Source organism: Alsobacter ponti (assembly GCF_024294805.1).
Lineage (GTDB): Bacteria > Pseudomonadota > Alphaproteobacteria > Rhizobiales > Beijerinckiaceae > Alsobacter > Alsobacter ponti.
The window spans coordinates 182991-202056 of the sequence record NZ_JANCLU010000003.1; the positions used below are offsets into that span (position 1 = coordinate 182991).

Consider the following 19066-nt stretch of genomic DNA (forward strand, 5'->3'; position numbering starts at 1 on the left):
TCCGCTACTTGGGCGGAAGCTCCTTCTCCGTGCGGGGAAAGAACGTGGCGGAACGCGCGGTCGGGACCGCCCCTGGCGTCACCGAGCAGCGTTCCAGGCTGCGCCGCCCCGCCGCGAGGGCCGCCAGCGTGCGCTCGGCCTTGACCGCGTCCCGGTCGGGGCTCTCGACCACGAGCCGGTCGAGAGCGTAGCGATAAGCCGCCTCGCGTTCGAGGATAGCGACCCGGACCTCGGCGACGACGCGGCGGTTCTCGTCGACCCTGTTGGCCGCCTCGGCGCGTTCGTCCGGACTCAGGGAGGCCGTTCTGTCGAGGGCGGAGAGGCGCACGCGGTCGGTCTCGGCGACCCGGCACGCCACCGCCGCGAAGGGGTCGATCAGCTGGCGGTCCGCCTCGGCGTCCTCGCGGACACGCTGGTAGCGCGCGCGCGGCGAGCGGTCCGGCGCGGAGGAGATCGCATCCCAGTAGGTGGGTCCGTCGAGCGCGCCAGCCGACCCGGGCAGCAGCCGGGCGGAGGCGGCGTCCGCGGCGACGCGGGTCCAGCCGTTCCCGGCCTGCGGAGGCGTGCGGAAGCGGTAGGACCGCGTACGCAACTCCTGTTCGTCATCGGTCAGCAGCGCCCCGGAAACAGCCTCACCTCGCGCCGCGGCTGCGTACCAGCCCGCGCCGGCGAGGCCGCTGTTCCACACCGACGCGGTGGGCCGGCCGAAATCTCCCGTCTCGACGCATGCTGAGACGGATAGCGCCAGGCCGAGCGCCGCCGCCGCGCGCGGCGTCCTCGAAACACTGGTCATCCGGCGCGCCGGCGCGAGCGTCTCGGCGGCGTCTTCGCCGCGGTCGCGCCGAGGCCGCCGGCCGTGGGGCGGCCAGGCCCGGGCGGATCGTCGTTGCGTGTGTAGCGGACGCCGGTGAAGAACAGGATTTCGGCGCCCGCCCCGCTCGGCGGTTCCGCCGCGCGGCGGCGCGACTCGGTCGCGCGGAACGGTAAAATCAGGGCCATGCGGCCACCCCTTGCAGCCGGGACTTCGCTGAGACTTCGACAAGACGCGGTCATGGTTAACGGCGGGTAAACAGGCCTTGGCTCCCGCGCGAACCGCAACCGGCGGTGCGCAAAAGCCACACTCATCACCCTGTGGATGCAGGCATCCGCAGCGCCCGGATTAACCCACCGCTAACTACGCCGGCCTAGCGTCGAGGGCATCGATTCTTCGTCCGATTCACCTGCAACCTGGCAGGTCGCCATGCCCTCCATCACGCCGCCGGAACTCCAAGGACTCGTGGCGATCGCCCGCGAGGAAGGGCTCGACATGAAGCCCGTCCTTCTGCGCGTGCTCGTCGACCTGTTCATCCAGGCCGACGGCCACACGCCTGACGAAGTCGCGCAGTTCCGCGAGATCGCCGGCGCGCTCTCGCGCGAGGTGGACGCCGAGACGGCCCTGACGGTGGCGTGCCGCCTCTCCGTCTACGACGAGACCCCGCCCAGCGTCGGCGAGGCGCTGATCAGCCGCAAGGACGACGCCGCGCGCATCATCCTGGCCGACGCGGCGTGGCTGCCGCGCTACGTGCTGGTCGAGCAGGCGGCCGCCGGCCACCGGCAGATGGCCGCCGCGGTGGCGGCGCGCGCCGGGCTGGAGGCGTCGATCGTGCGGCTGCTGCTGTCGCGCCGCGACGCGGTGGTCGACACCACGCTCGCCGCCAACACCACGATTCGCCTGGGCAGCGACATGCGGTCCGAACTGCTGGAGCGGGCGCGTGACGAGGACGCCATCGCGACCGCGCTGCTGTCGCGGTTCGACCTGGCTCCCATCGACAAGGCCGTGCTCTTCCTGGTGGCCGACAAGGCCACGCGCGCCGCCATTCTCGAAGCCGCCGAGGCGATGGCCGCCTCCGGCAGCCCGGAGCGCTGGACGGCTCCGCCGCCCGAACTGCTCACCGGCCTCGAACTCGCGGCCCGTTCCGGCGACACTTCCTCGCTGGCCGCGCTGCTGGCGCTCGCCTTCGGCTGCGCCGTCGAAAAGGCGGCCCGCCTGGTGCGCGACCGGACGGGAGAGGGCTTCGCGCTGGCGCTGGTGGCGCTCGGGGCGCCGGACGACGTGCTGGTGCGCGTGCTGACGGCGCGCGATCCCCTGGTGAGCCACACAACGCACCGCGTGTTCGCGCTCGTCGACATGGCTCGTGGCCTATCCCAGCCCGCCGCGCGCCTCGTCGTCGCGGCGATCCTGGGCCGCAACCGCGACGCCGGGGCGGCGCGTCACGAGCCGGTCTACGACCCCGCCGTCGCGCCCGAGCGCCGCGGCGGACAGCCGGGCCAGACGGCGGCGCGCGAGCAGGTGACCGCGCTGCGCGCCTGACGCCGTTCAGACCTCGGCGAGGTCGAGGCGGGGATTGCCGCTGCGGTCGTCCACCTCGACGATCCACAGATCCGAATCGAACCTGATTTCCTTCTGGAGCCGGGCTTCCGCGTCCGGGATCAGAATGGCCTCGTCGGCGTGCAGCCTGACGAAGCGGCGGACGAGGTCGTCGTCGGCGTCGAAAGCCGTCTGCGGCGCAGGGCCGTAGAGGGCGCAGGTCCCGTCGAGGCGGTCGATCTTGATCCAGATGGCCCCGGCTTCCGCGGCCCCGCGCCGGCGCAGAACCGCCTGCACGCCCTCGATGTCGCAGCGCCGGATGTAGGCGGACACCCAGATGTCGCTGCGCAGCCTCATGGCCGGCGCGTCATTCGACGGGCACGCCCGAGGCGCTGGCCAGCTCGCGCGCCGTTCGCCCGCTCGCCTCGCCCGTCACGGGAAGGCGGCGATCCCGCTCGAAGCGCTCGATGGCCTGCTTGGTGCCCGGGCCCATCAGCCCGTCCGGCTTGACGGGGCCGTAATTGAGCTTGTTGAGGGCGCGCTGGGCGGCCAGCACCGCGCGGCTCGGCTCCACGGCGGCGGGCGCGGGAGTAGCTCCGCCCCGCAGCATGTCGGCGATGGCGTCGCGGGACGACGCGGCGGCAGGAGCCGGGGCCGGCGCGGCGGCCGGCGCGCGCGGCGTCGTCGGCTGGGCAGGGACCGCGGCAGCCGGCTGGGCGAGATCGGCGGGGCGGGCCGGCGGGAGCGGCCGCGCGGCCGAAGCGGCCGGGCGGGCGTCGCCCTGGAACAGCGGCGCGGGATGCGGCCCGCCCTGCAGCGCCAGCGCGTTGATGATGATGCCGACGCCCACGGCGGCGCCGGTCGCGCCGACGACGACGCGGCCCGGCTTGCGGAACAGGGCCCGCAGCCACTGCCAGCGGCGGCGCTTCTGTCCTTTCCGGGACGGACGGACCTGTCCGAGGACGAAGTCGTGGTCGGCGCGGGCGAGCATCTCAGGCACGTTTTTTGACCTCTTTCGAGGGTGAAGTTGTATCGGGAACCGGGTCTGACGCCACGGGACGCTCCGCAACGCCGGCCGTGACGCGCTGTTCCGCCGGATCGAGCAGGCCGTAGCTCACGGTCCCGCGCTTGCGGCGGTCGGGCGGCGTCAGCGGCAGGCTCAGGAGAACGGTCGTGCCGCGCCCGGGCGCGCTGTCGATTCGCAGCGAGCCGCCATGCAGCGCCACGAGGCTCTTGACCACGGAAAGGCCGAGTCCCGCCCCCTCATGGCCGGAGTCCTTGCCCGCGCGGCCCTGGAAGAACGGCTCGCACAGCCGCGACTGGTCCTCCGGCGCGATGCCGATGCCGGTGTCGTCGACCGTGAAGAGCACGCCGTCGAGATCGCGCGTCGCGCGCAGGCGCACCTGTCCGCCGGCCGGCGTGAACTTGATCGCGTTGCCCACGACATTGAGCAGCATCTGCCGGCAGGCCCGCTGGTCGGCGAGGATGCGGGGCAGGCCCGGATCGACGATGCAGTCCAGCGCCACCCGCGCCTGGTCGGCGTTGATGCGCAGGATCTCCGCGGTGCCCTCGACGAGGTCAATGACGGACAGCGGCTCGGGGTCGAGCGGGAACGCGCCGGCTTCGATGCGGGAGACGTCGAGCAGCGTGTTGACCACGCCGAGCAGGTGCTCGCCCGACATATGGACGATGCGCGCGTAATCGCGTCGGCGGGCGTCTTCCTGCGGCACGAGGGCGGGGTCGGCGAGGATCTGCGAGAAACCGATAATGGCGTTCAGCGGCGTGCGGAGTTCGTGGCTGACCGTGGTCAGAAAGCTGCCCTTGAGCGCGTTCGCCGCCACGGCCTCGGCGCGCGCGGCCTCGAGCCGCTCCAGCCGCTCGCGCGTCTCGGAGACGTCGCGCATGACGCTGACGACGGTGGCCCCGCCGTCGCCCGAGAAGGCGCGGGGCCGCATCTCGAAGGTCGCGAAGGCGGGGGCGGGGCCCTGCCCCGGCGTCGCCTCCTCGCAGCGTACGCGCACGGTGGCGCGGACATCCGCCACCCCGTCCCCGGCATCGCTCAGCGCCTTGAGGTAGGATGGGCGGTCGGCGACGTGGACACGGTCGAACAGGCCGCGCCCATGCAGGCCGCCCGGCGCGACGCCGAGGAGCGCCTGGCAGGCTCTGCCGACCGAGACGACCTGGCCCTGCGCGTCCTGCCAGACAACGAGGTCGCCGAACGCCTCCTCGATCAGCCCGGCCTGCGCGCCGATGCGGCGCTCCCGCGCGGCGCGGACGCCGAAATCCCGCATGGCGAAGAGCCCCAGGCCGCTTGCCGCCGCGAGCTGCGCGACGGGCGCGGCGAGTTCGCCGAGCCCCGCCCCCTGCGACAGCGCCAGCGTGGCCAAACCGGCGGTGGAAGCGCCCACGGCGGCCGCGAGCACCAGCGGGCCGCCCAGAACCGCGGCCTCGACGGCCAGTATCGGCACGATGGCCAGCAACGGGGAGCCTAGCCCCTGCCCGTCCGCCATCCAGAAGGCCCCGGCCAGCAGGCTCGCGAAGGAGAGCGCGAACGCGGCGAGGAGACGGCCCGTCCGCGAGGCCAGCACCGCCCAGCCCGCCTGCGACGCCGCCGCCAGGATGAGCAGGCCGGCCGTCAAGCCCATGCCGCCCGAGGTGGCGAGCACGACCGGGATGGCGGCCAGCGCCAGCGCGCTGAGGGCGAGGCGGCTGCCGATGAACCAGCAATGGCGCGCGCGCGTCTCCGGCTCGGCGGCGGCCGAGGGATACACGAGGCCACCGAGGTGCCTCGCTATCGCGGTCATGGCCGTTTCGCTGTGCAAGTGACGTCAGCTGCGCGAAGGCGCATCCCTGTGGCTCGTCGCCGAACAATGGCAGGCCGCCCTTAAACGAAACCTAAGCGCCCGCCCGGCCTTGTCGGCGCTTCCCTCGGAGGGCGCGCGCGGCACGGCGGCGACGGGGCGGAAACCCGAAAAGACGGTGAACAAAAGGTTGCGGCAACCGCTCGCCTTGTCGCGGTCCGACTCACCTTTGGCCGAAAAAGCCCTGAAGATCCCTTGACCACTCCTTAACGCCTCGCCGCGAGAGTCGCCGTCGATCGGAGCGCCCCATGGGTTTCCTGCTGCGCGTCGGCATCGTCGTCGCGATCATCTATGCGCTGTCCCCGGTTCGCGAGCCGATCGGGACCGAGGCCGCGCGCGCGGTGGTCGGCGAGGCGGCGGAGAGCGCCGGCGCGGCGGCGATTCGCTATTGCGCGGCCAACCCCGCCGAATGCCGGCGAGCCGCCGCGGCTCTCGGAAGCGTCGCGCCCCGCGAGGCCGGTTCCGCCAGGGCCGAGCCCTCGTCTCGCCCGCGCCCCGCCGACGCCAGACCGGCCCGATAGGCCGGCGCCGGCGTTTCTGCGTCCGATTCCGGAGGTTTTCCGGCGCGGCGACCTATATAAGGCCGGGCGTGACCGGCTTCGCGGGCGGGCGGAGCCTCGACAACGGATGGCAGGATGGCCACGAGCATTGACGAGATCGTCGACAACTTTTCCTTCTTGGACGAGTGGGACGACCGCTACCGCTACCTCATCGAGCTGGGGCGCACGCTCCAGCCCATGCCGGAGGCCGACCACAACGACGTCAACAAGGTGCGCGGCTGCGCCAGCCAGGTCTGGCTGACGAGCACGACGCGCCCCTCGCCCGACGGGCCGGTGCTCGATTTCCTCGGCGACAGCGACGCCCACATCGTGCGCGGCCTCGTCGCGCTGGTGCTCGCCCTCTACTCGGGCCGCCCGGCGCGGGAGATCGTCGAAACCGACGCGATGGCTCTGTTCAAGACGCTCGGGCTCTCCGAGCACCTGACGCCGCAGCGCTCGAACGGCGTTCGCTCGATGGTGGAGCGAATCAAGAGCGACGCCCGCGCCGCGCTGGCGGCGGCGGGGTGAGCTATCCTCCCTCGCCGGGCCGCAGGAGGGTTTCGGTCGGCCGGTAGCCAGGGGCGCCCCAGGCCCGCAGCCCGGCGGAGCGGTCCGGTCCCCGCGCCTCCGAGGCGATGCCGTAATGCTCGGCCAGTCGCCGGAGCGCCATCACCAGCACAACCTTGGCCGACCGCGCCGGCCATTCGCGCTCCCGCTCGACGACCTCGAGGCCCTTCAGGAAGCCACAGACGTCGAGAAGAAGGCCGGCGAAATCGCCGCCAATCGCTTCCGTCGCCCGCGCCACGCGCTGCCTGGCGGCCAGAGCCGCGTCGCTCGCCGCCATCGGGCCACCGCCGCCGCGCGCCATCGCTCCACCGCCGAACTTGTCCCAGTCGACGCCCATGCGCGGCGTCATCATCGCCGTCGTCAGGTCGGCGCGGAACCGTTCGCCGGCGAGGAACGCGGCGTCGTCGAGCAGCGGCCGGCCGCTCCGGTCACGGCGGCGACGCAGCCAGGCCAGCGGGCTCTCCCCCTCGTCGACGCGGACCTCCCGGGCCTCGCCATCGACGTCGACGGTGGATGTGCCGATGCGCCGGTGCTGGGCGAGAAAGCGCTCGTCGGGGCGGGCGTCATCCCGGCGCAGCCGCGCCCGACCCGCCGCCGAGATGCGCACCCGGTCGGCGCGGGCCGGGTCGACCTCCGCCAGCCCGGCGCGCGTCAGCTCCGCCAGCCCGCTGGCATCCTCCGAGACGGAGGGCGGCAAGTCCGGCGTCGGCCTGGCCAGGGCGCGCAGCAGCGCGATGGCGCGAGGGGACAGCCGGTCCGGGCGCGGGGAATGCGGCGGACGGGGCGACTTCGAGCGGTTCGAGGATTGCGGCATGACGACCTCTTGCGAATTAGGATTTTCATCCTATTTCAGTCGAGATCGTTCGGTCAATGGCTTTCGGCAAGACATTCGGAGCCCGGCCGTAGCAGCAATTTATCGCGGAGTTGGCCGTGACTGTCGACGGACTTTTTTCACATGGCAGGACTGTCGAGGCGACGGCCCGGGAGGCCGTGCGGCGCACGGTCGACGGCGGAGCCGCAAGCTACGCGCGCGGGCTGCACCTCTGGCGGCTTTTGCGACGGAAGGTCCCGGCGACCGGGGACGAGATCGTGCATGCCCTGCGGGCCGCGCTCGATGTGGAGCGCGGCCTGGGACTGTCGGGACACTGGAGCTACGACTTGAACCGCCACATCGCTCTAAGCCAGGCTCTGCGCGCCGAGCTGGCCGCCGCCGGCGAATCGACGCGTGCGCAACCGGGGCTCGGCGAGGGTTGACGTAAGGCGGGCTCGACGTCGACTGCCTTCCCGCCTCGCAGCGTGGACCGAAGGAGCGCTACTTCCGCTTGCGGCGCTTCTGGCCAAGGCCCATGTCCTTGGCGAGTTGCGAGCGCGCCTGGGCGTAGTTCGGGGCGACCATCGGATAATCGGCGGGAAGGCCCCACTTCTCGCGATATTCGTCGGGCGACATGTCGTATTGCGTCCGCAAATGGCGCTTCAACGACTTGAACTTCTTTCCGTCCTCGAGACAGATGATGTAGTCCGGCGTCACGGACTTGCGCACGGCGACAGCCGGCTTCGGCGCCTCCACCGGAGCCTCGACCGGTCCGGTCGAGATCCGCAGCAAGGCATTGTGAACGTCTCCGATGAGGATCGGCAGTTCACCCGAATTGACGGAGTTGTTGCTGACATACGCGGACACGATATCGGCCGCCAGCTCGATGTAATTCTGGTGGGACACTTTTTCGCTCATGACGTCGACTCCGATGGCAGCCACCGATGGCAGCTCCTACCCGCCGCGACATGGCAAGGGGATGCGCGCAGAATTCTGAAAAGCCGCGTCTCGCAGACTTTACAGAACTGTGACAAGCACTTGAATTGCTAGTGGCGATAGTGCGCTGCTCTGTTTGTTTTCCCGACGTTTATGACAAATCCTAAATTTTCGCAATACACAAAATCAAGGTTGTTGGGGTTCTTCTAAGTTATGCACCGGGGCCGTAGTTTTGACGCGCCCGTTTAAGGGCGGGTTCGGGACAACCTTCAATCATGAGGTGGGCACGCGCCGCTCCACAGCTTGCGCCGAACAAGGGCGAGCGCTCTGAAAAATACTGATTTTCTTGTGCGCTCCTCTTGCGCCGCGCATTTCCTGACCGGACTAGTCGGCTTTCCGATTTTCGCCTCCGCCGCCCGTGAATTGTCCGGTCGCCTTCCATGAACCGGCAAGCATCGGAGGATTGTTCCCCACCGCATGACTTGGAGGGGCCATTTCGCCCTGAATACAACGGCGGACATCGCGCCGCCCCGACTCGGGCGAAATTTCGACGAACGCCAACCTGGCCCCATCCAACGCCGCGCGGGCATCCGCTCGCGAAGCCATGACTGGCCTCGGCGCCGCCCGGCGCGTTATGCCATGGGCATCGCCGCCGGCCAGGAGCATCGTCATGTCGGACATCACGCACACCGCGGGCCGCATCGCCCCGCCGGCGATCCCGGCGCGCCCCCACGTCACGTCGCTGCACGGCATCGAGGTCGCCGACGAGTTCGCGTGGCTCAAGGCCGAAAACTGGCGCGAAGTGCTGCGCGATCCGTCCCAGCTCCCCTCCGACATCCGTGCGGTGCTCGACGCGGAGAACGCCTATTCCGACGCCGTCATGTCCGAGCTGTCCGGCCTGCAGGAGCAACTCGTCCGCGAGATGCGGGCCCGAATCAAGGAGGACGATTCCGACGCGCCGCTGCCCGACGGCCCCTACGCCTATTACGACAGCTACCGGACAGGCGGCCAGCACAAGCTCGTCTGCCGCAGCTTCCGCGACGGCTCGTCGCCGACCATCGTGCTCGACGGCGACGCTCTGGCGAGCGGCAAGCCGTTCTTCGAACTCGGCGACCGGCACCACTCGGACGACCACCGCTGGCTCGCGTGGAGCGTCGACGAGAAGGGCTCGGAATTCCACCGCGTGCGGGTCCGCGACATGGCGACGCTGGAGGACCTGCCAGAAACCATCGAGGACACCACGGGGGATGCGGTGTGGGACGCACGGGGCGAAAGCTTCCTCTACGTCGCCGTGGACCGGAACCTGCGGCCGCGGACGGTGAAGCGGCACATCCTCGGTCAGCCCGTTTCGACGGACGCCGTTGTCTACGACGAACGCCGGGAGGGGTGGTTCGTCAGCCTCGAGCGCAGCCAGTCGGGCGCGTTCGCCTTCATCAGCATCAGCGACCATGAAACGACCGAGGTGCGGTTCCTGCCGCGCGACGACTTCTCCGCCGAGCCCGTCGTCATCGCCCGCCGCGACCCCGGCGTCCGCTACGAAGTGGAGCACTACGCCGACGACTTCGTGATCCTCACCAACGCGGACGGCGCGGAGGACTTCAAGATCGTCACGACGCCGGTGGCCACGCCGGACCGCGCCAACTGGCGCGACCTCGTTCCGCATCGCCCCGGCGTGATGCTGCTGTCGATCTACGTCTATTCGCATCATCTGGTCCGCGTGGAACGGGAGAACGCGCTGCCGCGCATCGTCATCCGCTCGCTGGAGACGGGCGTGGAACACCACATCGACCAGGCCGAGGAGGCCTACGCGCTGCGCGTCCTGTCCGGCTTCGAATTCGACACCGCGACGCTTCGCTTCACCTATTCCTCGATGACCACGCCCGAGGAGACCTATGACTACGACATGAACACTCGCGAGCGCGTTCTGATGAAGCGGCAGACCGTCGCCTCCGGCCACGACCCGTCCCGCTACGTCACCCGTCGGCTGGTGGCGACCTCGGCCGATGGCGCGCTCGTGCCGGTGTCGATCCTGCACCGCGCCGACCTGACGCTGGACGGCTCCGCGCCTTGCCTGCTCTACGGCTACGGAGCCTATGGCTTCGCCACTCCCGCCAGCTTCGAAAGCGAGCGCCTTTCTCTCGTGGACCGGGGCTTCGTCTACGCCATCGCCCACATCCGCGGCGGCACCGAGAAGGGCTGGGCCTGGTACACCGAGGGAAAGCGCGCGAAGAAGCCCAACAGCTTCCGCGATTTCGTCGCCGCCGCCCGCCTGCTGGCGGAGAGCGCCTATACGGACTCCGGCCGGATCGTCGCGAACGGCGTCAGCGCCGGCGGGATGCTGATGGGCGCCGTCACCAACCTCGCCCCCGACCTGCTGGCCGGCGTCATCGCCGAGGTGCCCTTCGTCGACGTGCTCAACACCATGCTCGACGCCGACCTTCCGCTCACGCCGCCGGAATGGCCGGAATGGGGCAATCCGATCGAGAGCGCGGCCGATTTCCGCACCATCCTCTCCTACGCGCCCTATGAGAACGTGCCGCGGGCGAGGCTGCCCGCCATCCTCGCCGTCGGCGGCCTGGCCGACCCGCGCGTGACCTACTGGGAGCCGGCGAAGTGGGTGGCGCGGCTGCGCAGCCGGATGACCGGCGGTGGGCCGGTGCTGCTGCATACCGACATGAGCTCGGGCCATGGCGGCGTCTCGGGCCGCTTCGATCGCCTGCGCGACGTCGCGCGCACCTTCGCCTTCGCCATCGGCGCGACGCGCGGGCTGCTGCATGGCTGATCGCCGCGTGCGGGCCGGCACCGCGCCGCAATCTGCGCGGCGTTGACGGCGCGGCGCGCAAGGGGTTCCATGCCGCCCCGACAGACCGAGGGACGCACGGCGATGGCATTCACACAGACATGGACCTGGTTCGACGGCGGCTGGAGCGAGGGCAATCCGCCGATCCTCGGCCCGCGCTCGCACGCATTCTGGCTGGCCTCGTCCGTGTTCGACGGCGCGCGCGCCTTCGAGGGCGTCACGCCGGACCTCGACCTTCACATGGCCCGCGTCAACAACTCGGCGGCGCTGATGGGCCTGGAGCCCAACGTCAACGTCGAGACCATGCTGGGGCTGACGCGCGAAGGCATTGCGAAGTTCGACCGCGACGCGGAGCTCTATATCCGGCCGATGTACTGGGCCGAGGAGAGCGGCGCGAGCGCAATTTCGCCCGACCCCGCCTCGACGCGGTTCTGCCTCTGCATCTACGTCGCGCCCATGCCGAAGCCGCTGGGCTCGGCTATCACCCTCTCGCGCTACCGCCGGCCGACGCTGGAGACGGCGCCCGTCGACGTCAAGGCGGGCTGCCTTTATCCCAACAATGCGCGCGCGCTGAAGGAGGCACGATCGCGCAACTTCGACAACTGCCTGCTCACGGACATGCTGGGCAATGTCGCGGAACTCGCGACCGCCAACATCTTCATGGCGAAGGACGGGGTGGTGTTCACTCCGGCCCCGAACGGCACGTTCCTGAACGGCATCACGCGCCAGCGAGTCGTCAAGCTGCTGGCCGAGGACGGCACGAAGGTGGTGGAAACCCGCCTCACCTACGCCGATTTCCTCGCCGCCGACGAGATCTTCTCGGCGGGCAATTACGGCAAGGTCCAGCCGGTGACGCGCATCGACGACCGCGATCTGCAGCCGGGTCCGCTCTACCGCAAGGCACGCGAGCTGTACTGGGCCTACGCACACGCGGGCTGAGCGGGGCGCGGCGGATTGCGGATTAACGTCGCGTTCACCATCTTCGCCCAAGTCTGGCGCATGGCCAGGCTGAAGGCGTTTTCGCTCGTCGCGCTCGTCCCGCTGCTCGCGGCTTGGGGAACGCCGGATCACCAGATCCGGTATTCCCGCGACCGCGGTGGCAGCTGCGCGGCGATGATCCCGTTTTACGGCCCCGAGCGGCTCTGGACCGGCCATTTCGCCGGCGGGCGACCGGTCGAGGCGGAGGCGGATCGCGACTTCGTCGACTGGCGAGTGGCCGACACCTGCTTCTTCGACCGCATCGATTGCGAGACGTGGCTGGCGCGCGTGCAGCGCGGCTGGCCGATGCGTCCCGGCTTCGCCTGGTGCGCGACGGTCGAAGGCGGCCGCACCGTCGTCAGCCCCGGCGCCAAGGGACCCCTGAAGCGTTGAGCGCAGCCATCAGCACGGCGAAGTAGACGATCACGCCGAGGCCACCGAGGAGGGCGAACTCGGCTTCGGTCCGGAACTTCGGCAGGCCCGACGTCCAGTGCGCAATGGGGGGACCGGCGAGCCAGGCCACCACCGCGAGCGCGGCCGAGGCGGCGGCGACGCAAACCAGCGTGCGCCGCAGGGCCGTGTCCGGCTTCATCGAGCCGTTCCGCAGCGCCAGCCCGGCGAGAAGGGCGAAGTTGACCCACGCGCCCACCGCTGTCGCGAGCGCCAGGCCGGCCGCGCCCATCGAGCGGAACAGGAGCAGCTTGAGCACCAGGTTGACGGCGATGCCCGAGAACGAGGCGAGCAGCGGTGTCGCCGTGTCCTGGCGGGCATAGAAGCTGGCCACGGCGGACCGGATCAGCACCACCGCGGGCAGACCCACGCCATAGGCGGCCAGCGCCGCGCCGGCCGCCAGCACGGAGCTCTGGTCGAACGCGCCGCGCATGAACAACGCCGCCATCACGAGGTCGGGGATCAGCAGGAAGGCGACGAAGAACGGTGCGGCCAGCGCCGTCGTGAAGGCCATGGCGCGGTTCTGCGCGTGCCGCGCGCCCTCGAAATCGCCTGCCGCGAACCGGCGGCTCATGGTCGGCAGCACCACCGTTCCCGCCGCGATGCCGATGACGCCGACGGGAAGCTGGTAGAGGCGGTCAGCGTAATAAAGCGACGACACCGCGCCGGTTGGCAGGAGGGAGGCGATGATCGTGTCGGCGAACATGGCGATCTGCACGCCGGCCGAACCGATCACGGCCGGGCCGAGCGTGCGGAAAAAAACCCGCATGTCCTTGTCCATCGCCAGGGCGCGCGGCCGGGGCAGGCAGCCCGCCCGTTTCGCGGCGGCCATAAGCAGCAGCAGCTCCAGCACGCCCGCCGCCGCGACGCCCCACGCGGCGGCGTGGCCGGCGGTGGGGAACAGCCACGCGACCGACAGGGCGGCCACGATGGCGACGTTGAGCAAAATGGGCGCGGCCGCCGGCGCGGCGAAGCGGTCGTCCGCGTTCAGCACGCCCGACAGCAGCGTCACGAGCGTGATGAACAGCAGATAGGGAAAGGTGATGCGCGTCAGCGTGACGGCCAGCGCGAACTTCTCCGGTTCGTCCGGGAAGCCCGGCGCGAGCACGGCGACGAAGGCGGGCATGAAGACGATAGCGAGCGCGGTGAGCACGCCCAGCGCCAGCACCAGCACCATCATCAGCCGGCCGGCCAGCATCGAAGCCGCCTCGCGCCCCCGCGATTCCAGCGCGGCGCTGTAGGTCGGCACGAAGGCGGAATTGAACGCCCCCTCGCCGAAAATGGCGCGGAAATGGTTGGGCAGGCGCTGCGCCACCACGAAGGCGTCGGCCACCAGCCCCGTGCCCATGATCGCCGCCATGACGATGTCGCGCACGAAGCCCGTCAGGCGGGACGCGAGAGTGAACCCGCCGACGGACAGGATGTGTCGGAACATGCGTCAGGCCCGACGGCGGTCGGAACCGACCTTGCGCAGGGAGCTCGCCTGCGGCGGCTGGTCGTCGAAGCCGATCCGGTCGCCGACGATGTAGAGGGGCCGGCGCTTCACCTCCGCGAAGATGCGGCCGATATATTCCCCGATCACGCCCAGCGAGATCAGCTGCACGCCCGAGAAGAACATGACGGAGACGATCAGCGACGCGTAGCCGGGCACGTCGGCGCCGCGCACCAGCGTATCGATCACGAAGAAGATCGCGGTGAGCAGGGCGAAGGCGGAGATCACCGCGCCGACATAGGTCCACAGCTTCAGCGGGACGGTGGAGAACGAGGTGATCCCGTCCAGCCCGAAGCGGAACAACTTGCGGACACTGAACTTGCTGCTGCCATGCTCGCGGCGCGCCACGTCGAACGGCACGCCGACGGATTTGAAGCCGATCCAGGCATAGAGGCCCTTGGAGAACCGTGCGCGCTCCCCCATCGTCCGCAGCGCTTCGACGGCGCGGCGGTCGAGCAGGCGGAAATCGCCCGCCCCTTCGGGCAGCGGCGTTTCGCCGAACGAGGCGAACAACCGGTAGAAGGCGTGCGCCAGGAAGCGCCGCACCGGCCCGTCGAGATCGCGGTCCGTTCGCACGCCGAACACCATCGCGTTGCCCTCGCGCCACCGCGCGACGAAGGTCTCGATGAGTTCGGGCGGATGCTGCAGGTCAGCGTCCATGATGACCGTGGCGCGGCCGCGCGCATGGTCGAGTCCCGCCGCGATGGCGATCTCCTTGCCGAAATTCCGGCTGAACGCGATGGCGTGGAACCGCGGATCGTCCCGGTTGATGCGCCGCACGCGCTCCAGCGTATCGTCGCGCGAGCCGTCGTCGACGAAGACGACCTCCCAGCTCGCGACGGCGCGCTCGAGCACCGGAAGCAGGCGCGCGACCAGCGCTTCCACGTTCGCGCCCTCGTTGAAGACGGGGATGACGACGGACAGTTCGGGTTCGGTGGCGGTCACGATGGCTTCGACTCGAGTGGCGTTCTGGCTTGGCCGGCGATCCATGGTCGCCGGGGCCGCACGCATGGCATTGAAAAGAGCCGACATTGCGGTCCGACGCAAGCGGGCGCATTGAAGAGGCGCGACCGCCACGAAAGACCGGGTTTTACGCCATGCCGCCCCGCGCCAGAACGCCCCGCCCCGACACGGTCACGCTGGTCGCGGACGACTTCGCCCTGACGCCCGGCGTCTCGGAGTCCATCCTCGAACTGGCGGGGGCGGAGCGCCTGTCGGGGACCGGCGCGATGACGAACCGGCCGCATTGGGCGACTTACGCGCCTCGGCTCGACGCGGTGTCGGACGGTCTGGAGGTGGGGCTCCATTTCAACCTCACGCTCGGCCAGCCGCTCGGGGCGATGCCGCACCTCGCGTCCGGCGGCGACTTGCCCCGCTTCGGCGCGCTCGCCGGCCTCGCCTTCTCCGGCAAGCTCGACGGCGACGAGATCGAGGCGGAGGCGGTCCGGCAGATCCGCGCCTTCGCCGATCGGCTCGGCCGCCTCCCCGATTTCATCGACGGGCACCAGCACGTCCACGTGCTTCCCGTCGTCCGCGCGGCGCTGCTGCGCGCCGTCGAGGCCGAATTCGGGGGAGAACGGCCATGGCTGCGCGACCCGTTCGACACGCCGGGGGCCATCCTGGTGCGCGGCGTCGCGGCGCAGAAGGCGCTCGTCATCGCGGGCCTCGCGACCGGCTGGCGGCGGGCGCTCGGCCGACGCGGGCTGGACCACAATGTCGGCTTCGCCGGCGTCAGCCCCTTCGATCCGCGCCGAGATTTCGCGGCGGACTTCGCCCGCTTCCTGCGCGCGCCGGGACCGCGCCACCTCGTGATGTGCCATCCCGGCTTCGCCGACGCGGAGCTCGCTTCCCTCGATCCGGTGGTCGCCACCCGGCCGCTGGAACACGCCTTTCTCGCGGGCGACGCCTTCCCGGAAGCGCTCGCGGAGGCGGGGCTGGCTCTGGAACGCCGGCGCGCGCCGTAGTTCGCGCGCGAAAACGCTCAATTCACGAAAGGCTTAACCCCCTTTTTACGCGCGCAACCGATAGTAGCGCAACATGACTTATGAAACCCCCGCTAGTCTCGAACATCCGAGCCGACGGTCGCTGAAAGGCGTCCTCGTGCTGGCGCTGACGACCGTGCTCGCCCTGGTGATGGGCGGGCTCGTCGGCATCATGCAGTACCGGTCCGAAAGCCGTGTGGTGCTGGATTTCCACGCCAAGAATCTGGCCATCCTCGGGGCCGCCAAGCCCATTCTGGTGCATGGGTTCGAGACGAAGGACGGGCTCGACGGCCGCCGCGCCCTGGAAGGCATGATGGCGGATCCCGACTTCGAGTCGGGCATTCTGCTCGACATCACGGGCAACGTCTTCGCCCGCGCGACCGCCTTCCGGCATTCGCGGCCGGGGATCGAGGCGAAGGACCTGGAGGCGGCGGGCGTGCGTGGCGGCGGCGCCATCGATGGCCCGCGGCAGATCGATTTTTCGGATTCGACCCTGTACGTGGCGCCGATCCTGACGGAGTCCAACCAGCAACTGGGCGTTCTCGGCGTGCTGTTCTCGCGCGTCGAACTGCTCGACCGCATCCGCCGCGAGTTCATCCTGGCGGCGGCAAGCCTGGTCGGAGCGGTGGCGGCGGTCAGTCTCGCCCTGTGGATCATCCTCGGGCGAATGACCGGCCCGGTGCTGCAGCTGGCCGAGACGACCCGGCGGCTGGCGCAGGGCGACCTCTACGTCGCGGTTCCCGCCACCGACCGCGAGGACGAAGTCGGCTCGCTGGCCCGCGCCGTGCAGGTGTTCCAGAACCGCCTTGTCGAGCGCTCGGCGCTCCAGGCCAGCAGCGAGACGGACCGCGCGGCACAGGCGGCGCGCGAGGCGCGCATCGACCAGCTCGTGTCCGAATTCCGGCTGGCGGTGGGCGAGGCGCTGACCACCGTCGCCGAGAACAGCGAGCAGATGACGTTCGCGGCGCGCACGCTCACCGACATCGCCGCGGAATCGGCCAAGCGCGCCAAGGGCGCGTCCCAGGCGACCCGCGACGCATCGGAAACGGTGAAAAGCATGACCAGGGCCTCGGGCGCGCTGTCGGCCGCCATCGCCCAGATCGAGTCGCAGGTCACGCGGGCCCGCGACGCGGTCGTCGACGCCTCGGCCACCACCAAGGCGACCACTACGACCGTGCAAAGCCTCGCCGGCAAGGCGCACGACATCGGCGAGGTCGTCAGCCTGATCCAGGCCATCGCAGCGCAGACCAACCTCCTCGCCCTCAACGCCACCATCGAGGCGGCGCGCGCCGGCGAATCCGGGCGCGGCTTCGCCGTCGTCGCCTCCGAGGTGAAGAACCTCGCGGGGCAGACAGCCCGCGCGACCGAGCGCATCGCCGAGCAGATCGGGGCGATCCAGGGCGCGACCGTCTCCGCCGTGCAGGCGATCGGCGCCATCGCCGAGCACATGGAGGCGGTGGAAGGCTTCACCGGGGCCATCGCCGGGGCGGTGGAACAGCAGGTGTCGGCGACGAACGAAATCGCCGTCGGCGTCGCGCGCGCGGCGCGGGGCACCGAAAGCGCCGCCGCCGACATGAAGGAGCTCGACATGGTGGTCGGCGAGACCGACCAGTCGGCCGCCCAGGTCAACCAGTCGGCGATGGACGTCGCCGAGCAGGCCAAGCGCCTTCACTCCACCATCGACCGCTTCCTCGAGGCCGTCTCGGCCGCGTAGGCCGCCGGACGCGTCGTCGTTCCCGACCGGGCTCGCACCCAGCAAAAAGGCGGGCTTTCGCCCGCCTCCCTGCCCGTCTCGCGCGGATTTTCCGCTCAGCGCGCTTCCGCGTAGAGCTTCGCGACGTATTCCCAGTTCACGAGGTTGTCGACGAACGCCTTCAGGTAGTCGGGGCGGCGGTTGCGGTAGTCGATGTAGTAGGAGTGCTCCCACACGTCGACGCCGAGAATCGGCGTCGCGCCGTGGACGAGCGGGCTCTCGCCGTTCGGCGTCTTCATGACCGCGATCTTGCCGTCCTTGACGGCGAGCCAGGCCCAGCCCGAGCCGAACTGCGTGGTGCCGGCGGCGATGAAGTCCTCCTTCATCTTGTCGACCGAACCGAGGCTGGAGACGATCGCCTTCTCCAGTTCGCCGGGGATCGCGCCGCCGCCGTTCGGCTTCATCCAGTTCCAGAAGTGAAGGTGGTTGTAGTGCTGGCCGGCGTTGTTGAAGAGGCCGGCGTTCTTGCCGAACGAGCCCTTCACGATCTCCTCGAGCGACTTGCCCTCCCACTCCGTGCCCTTCAGCAGGTTGTTGCCGTTGTTCACGTAGGCGAGGTGGTGCTTGTCGTGGTGGTACTCGAGCGTCTCGCGGGACATATAGGGCTGGAGCGCCTCGTAGGCGTAGGGCAGGTCGGGCAGCGAGAAGGACATGTCTGGCACTCCTGGTCAGCTTCGGGCGCTCGGAATGAGCAGCCGGGGGAAAATCGAGACCGGGAAGTTAGGCCGGCGCGCGGCCGGCATCAATGGTTCGCGCGGAAAAACGGGGGCTCCTCCCTGAACCGCTCGAGGTTGGCAGGCCCCCGCAACATCACTACTGTCGCGAATCCGACAGTCACGGATCATCGATGCGCATGGTTTTTCTGCTTTATTGCGTCAGCACGGTCATGGTTCTGGGCGGTGGCGCCCTCGCCTTCTACGGCGCGGAGAACATCCGCACCGAGAGCGGAGCCACCCTGGCGCTCGCCGGGGTGGCCCTGTTCTGCTGCGGCTTCGTCCTGCTGGCGCTCGCGGCCGTGCTGAAGGAGCTGCGCCGCCTGCGCCGCGTCGTCGAGGAGCCCGAGCCGGCCGCCGCGCCGGTCGCGCCCGCGGCCCCGCCTCCCCCGCTGCCGAGCGTTCGCCCGCCTGCCGCCGGAACCATGCCGCCGCCCCCGCCGGGCATGACGCCGCCGCCCGGCGAGCCCGATCTGTCTCCGGCCGAACGGCTGCGTCGGGACAAGGAAAGGGCGGCGAGCCGAGACGACGAAAGCGGGTCGGAAACGGCCAAGTCGCCCGAAGCGACGGTCGAGGCTGACAAATCCGCCGAGCGGACGCTGACGGCCACCTACGCCTCCAACGGCAACACCTTCTACATGTATTCGGACGGCACCATCGAAACCGACACGCCCGAAGGCCGCCGGCGCTTCGGCTCGATGGACGAGCTTCGCCGCTACGTCGAAAGCGGGGTGCAGGCGGAGCCCGCCGCGACGGCCGAACGCTGAACGCGTCGCGGGAAGACATTCGACAGACTTCCCCCGCAAGTTTTCAAAGAATATCCCTGGAGCACCACCG

20 protein-coding genes are annotated in these 19066 nt (G+C 70.2%); 10 read left to right on the plus strand and 10 right to left on the minus strand.

All coding sequences use genetic code 11. The features are described 5' to 3' along the window. Positions 1-4: 4 nt before the first annotated feature. Positions 5-793 carry a hypothetical protein gene (locus NK718_RS04685; RefSeq protein WP_254739128.1) on the minus strand — a complete coding sequence of 263 codons (789 nt, stop codon included), beginning with the start codon at positions 791-793 and terminating at the stop codon, positions 5-7. After that, positions 790-999: a hypothetical protein gene (locus NK718_RS04690; RefSeq protein WP_254739130.1), complete on the minus strand. Its 210-nt coding sequence runs from the start codon at positions 997-999 to the stop codon at positions 790-792. The genes NK718_RS04685 and NK718_RS04690 overlap by 4 nt, the downstream gene beginning before the upstream one ends. A gap of 241 nt (positions 1000-1240) precedes the next feature. Between NK718_RS04690 and NK718_RS04695 the strand changes: the two genes are divergently transcribed. After that, a complete protein-coding gene (locus tag NK718_RS04695; RefSeq protein ID WP_254739132.1) occupies positions 1241-2350 on the plus strand; it encodes a DUF2336 domain-containing protein in 1110 nt (369 codons plus the stop codon). Positions 2351-2356: 6 nt separating this feature from the next. Here NK718_RS04695 and NK718_RS04700 read toward each other — a convergent pair whose 3' ends face one another. Genes NK718_RS04700 through NK718_RS04710 form a run of 3 tightly spaced genes read right to left on the minus strand, consistent with a single transcriptional unit; the run spans position 2357 to position 5151 of the window. Further along, positions 2357-2704 carry a DUF1491 family protein gene (locus NK718_RS04700; RefSeq protein WP_254739134.1) on the minus strand — a complete coding sequence of 116 codons (348 nt, stop codon included), beginning with the start codon at positions 2702-2704 and terminating at the stop codon, positions 2357-2359. 10 nt (positions 2705-2714) lie between these two features. Continuing rightward, on the minus strand, positions 2715-3338 hold the full coding sequence (locus NK718_RS04705; RefSeq protein WP_254739311.1) for a peptidoglycan-binding domain-containing protein: 624 nt from the start codon (positions 3336-3338) through the stop codon (positions 2715-2717). Position 3339: 1 nt separating this feature from the next. Next, entirely contained in the window at positions 3340-5151 is a 1812-nt protein-coding gene (locus NK718_RS04710) for a sensor histidine kinase (RefSeq protein WP_254739136.1), read from the minus strand. A 305-nt stretch (positions 5152-5456) separates the two neighbouring features. Here NK718_RS04710 and NK718_RS04715 point away from each other — a divergent pair, with 305 nt between their 5' ends. Both NK718_RS04715 and NK718_RS04720 read left to right on the plus strand, forming a co-directional pair. Beyond that, positions 5457-5729, plus strand: a complete 273-nt coding sequence (locus NK718_RS04715; RefSeq protein WP_254739138.1) for a hypothetical protein — start codon at positions 5457-5459, stop codon at positions 5727-5729. A 114-nt stretch (positions 5730-5843) separates the two neighbouring features. Next, positions 5844-6275: a SufE family protein gene (locus tag NK718_RS04720; RefSeq protein ID WP_254739140.1), complete on the plus strand. Its 432-nt coding sequence runs from the start codon at positions 5844-5846 to the stop codon at positions 6273-6275. A 1-nt stretch (position 6276) separates the two neighbouring features. On the opposite strand, the gene NK718_RS04725 is transcribed toward NK718_RS04720, so the two are convergent. Next, the gene (locus tag NK718_RS04725; RefSeq protein ID WP_254739142.1) at positions 6277-7128 is read right to left on the minus strand and encodes a DUF6456 domain-containing protein; all 852 of its coding nucleotides are present in this window, start codon (positions 7126-7128) and stop codon (positions 6277-6279) included. Positions 7129-7244: 116 nt separating this feature from the next. On the opposite strand from NK718_RS04725, the gene NK718_RS04730 reads away from it, so the two are divergent. Continuing rightward, on the plus strand, positions 7245-7568 hold the full coding sequence (locus NK718_RS04730; protein WP_371877212.1) for a DUF6477 family protein: 324 nt from the start codon (positions 7245-7247) through the stop codon (positions 7566-7568). Positions 7569-7626: 58 nt separating this feature from the next. On the opposite strand, the gene NK718_RS04735 is transcribed toward NK718_RS04730, so the two are convergent. Next, positions 7627-8043, minus strand: a complete 417-nt coding sequence (locus NK718_RS04735) for a Ros/MucR family transcriptional regulator (RefSeq protein ID WP_254739313.1) — start codon at positions 8041-8043, stop codon at positions 7627-7629. 688 nt (positions 8044-8731) lie between these two features. Between NK718_RS04735 and NK718_RS04740 the strand changes: the two genes are divergently transcribed. From NK718_RS04740 to NK718_RS04750, 3 genes are all read left to right on the plus strand, one after another. Continuing rightward, positions 8732-10843 (plus strand): S9 family peptidase, encoded by a 2112-nt coding sequence (locus NK718_RS04740; protein ID WP_254739144.1) that lies wholly within the window; start codon positions 8732-8734, stop codon positions 10841-10843. A 102-nt stretch (positions 10844-10945) separates the two neighbouring features. Further along, positions 10946-11800 carry a branched-chain amino acid aminotransferase gene (locus NK718_RS04745; protein ID WP_254739146.1) on the plus strand — a complete coding sequence of 285 codons (855 nt, stop codon included), beginning with the start codon at positions 10946-10948 and terminating at the stop codon, positions 11798-11800. Between the two features lie 60 nt (positions 11801-11860). After that, positions 11861-12232, plus strand: a complete 372-nt coding sequence (locus NK718_RS04750) for a hypothetical protein (protein ID WP_254739148.1) — start codon at positions 11861-11863, stop codon at positions 12230-12232. On the opposite strand, the gene murJ is transcribed toward NK718_RS04750, so the two are convergent. After that, complete coding sequence (gene murJ, locus NK718_RS04755) at positions 12198-13724, minus strand: murein biosynthesis integral membrane protein MurJ (RefSeq protein ID WP_254739150.1); 1527 nt, start codon at positions 13722-13724, stop codon at positions 12198-12200. The two genes, NK718_RS04750 and murJ, sit on opposite strands and share 35 nt — an antisense overlap. Before the next feature lie 3 nt (positions 13725-13727). Continuing rightward, positions 13728-14771, minus strand: coding sequence for a glycosyltransferase family 2 protein (locus NK718_RS04760; RefSeq protein ID WP_254739152.1), 1044 nt, complete (start codon positions 14769-14771; stop codon positions 13728-13730). A gap of 107 nt (positions 14772-14878) precedes the next feature. On the opposite strand from NK718_RS04760, the gene NK718_RS04765 reads away from it, so the two are divergent. Both NK718_RS04765 and NK718_RS04770 read left to right on the plus strand, forming a co-directional pair. Beyond that, positions 14879-15745 carry a ChbG/HpnK family deacetylase gene (locus tag NK718_RS04765; RefSeq protein WP_254739154.1) on the plus strand — a complete coding sequence of 289 codons (867 nt, stop codon included), beginning with the start codon at positions 14879-14881 and terminating at the stop codon, positions 15743-15745. 73 nt (positions 15746-15818) lie between these two features. Further along, the gene (locus NK718_RS04770) at positions 15819-17477 is read left to right on the plus strand and encodes a methyl-accepting chemotaxis protein (RefSeq protein WP_254739156.1); all 1659 of its coding nucleotides are present in this window, start codon (positions 15819-15821) and stop codon (positions 17475-17477) included. A 95-nt stretch (positions 17478-17572) separates the two neighbouring features. Here the strand turns inward: NK718_RS04770 and NK718_RS04775 are convergent, their stop codons facing one another. Continuing rightward, entirely contained in the window at positions 17573-18169 is a 597-nt protein-coding gene (locus NK718_RS04775; protein ID WP_254739158.1) for a superoxide dismutase, read from the minus strand. 200 nt (positions 18170-18369) lie between these two features. Between NK718_RS04775 and NK718_RS04780 the strand changes: the two genes are divergently transcribed. After that, positions 18370-18996, plus strand: a complete 627-nt coding sequence (locus tag NK718_RS04780; protein ID WP_254739160.1) for a hypothetical protein — start codon at positions 18370-18372, stop codon at positions 18994-18996. Positions 18997-19066 lie beyond the last annotated feature (70 nt).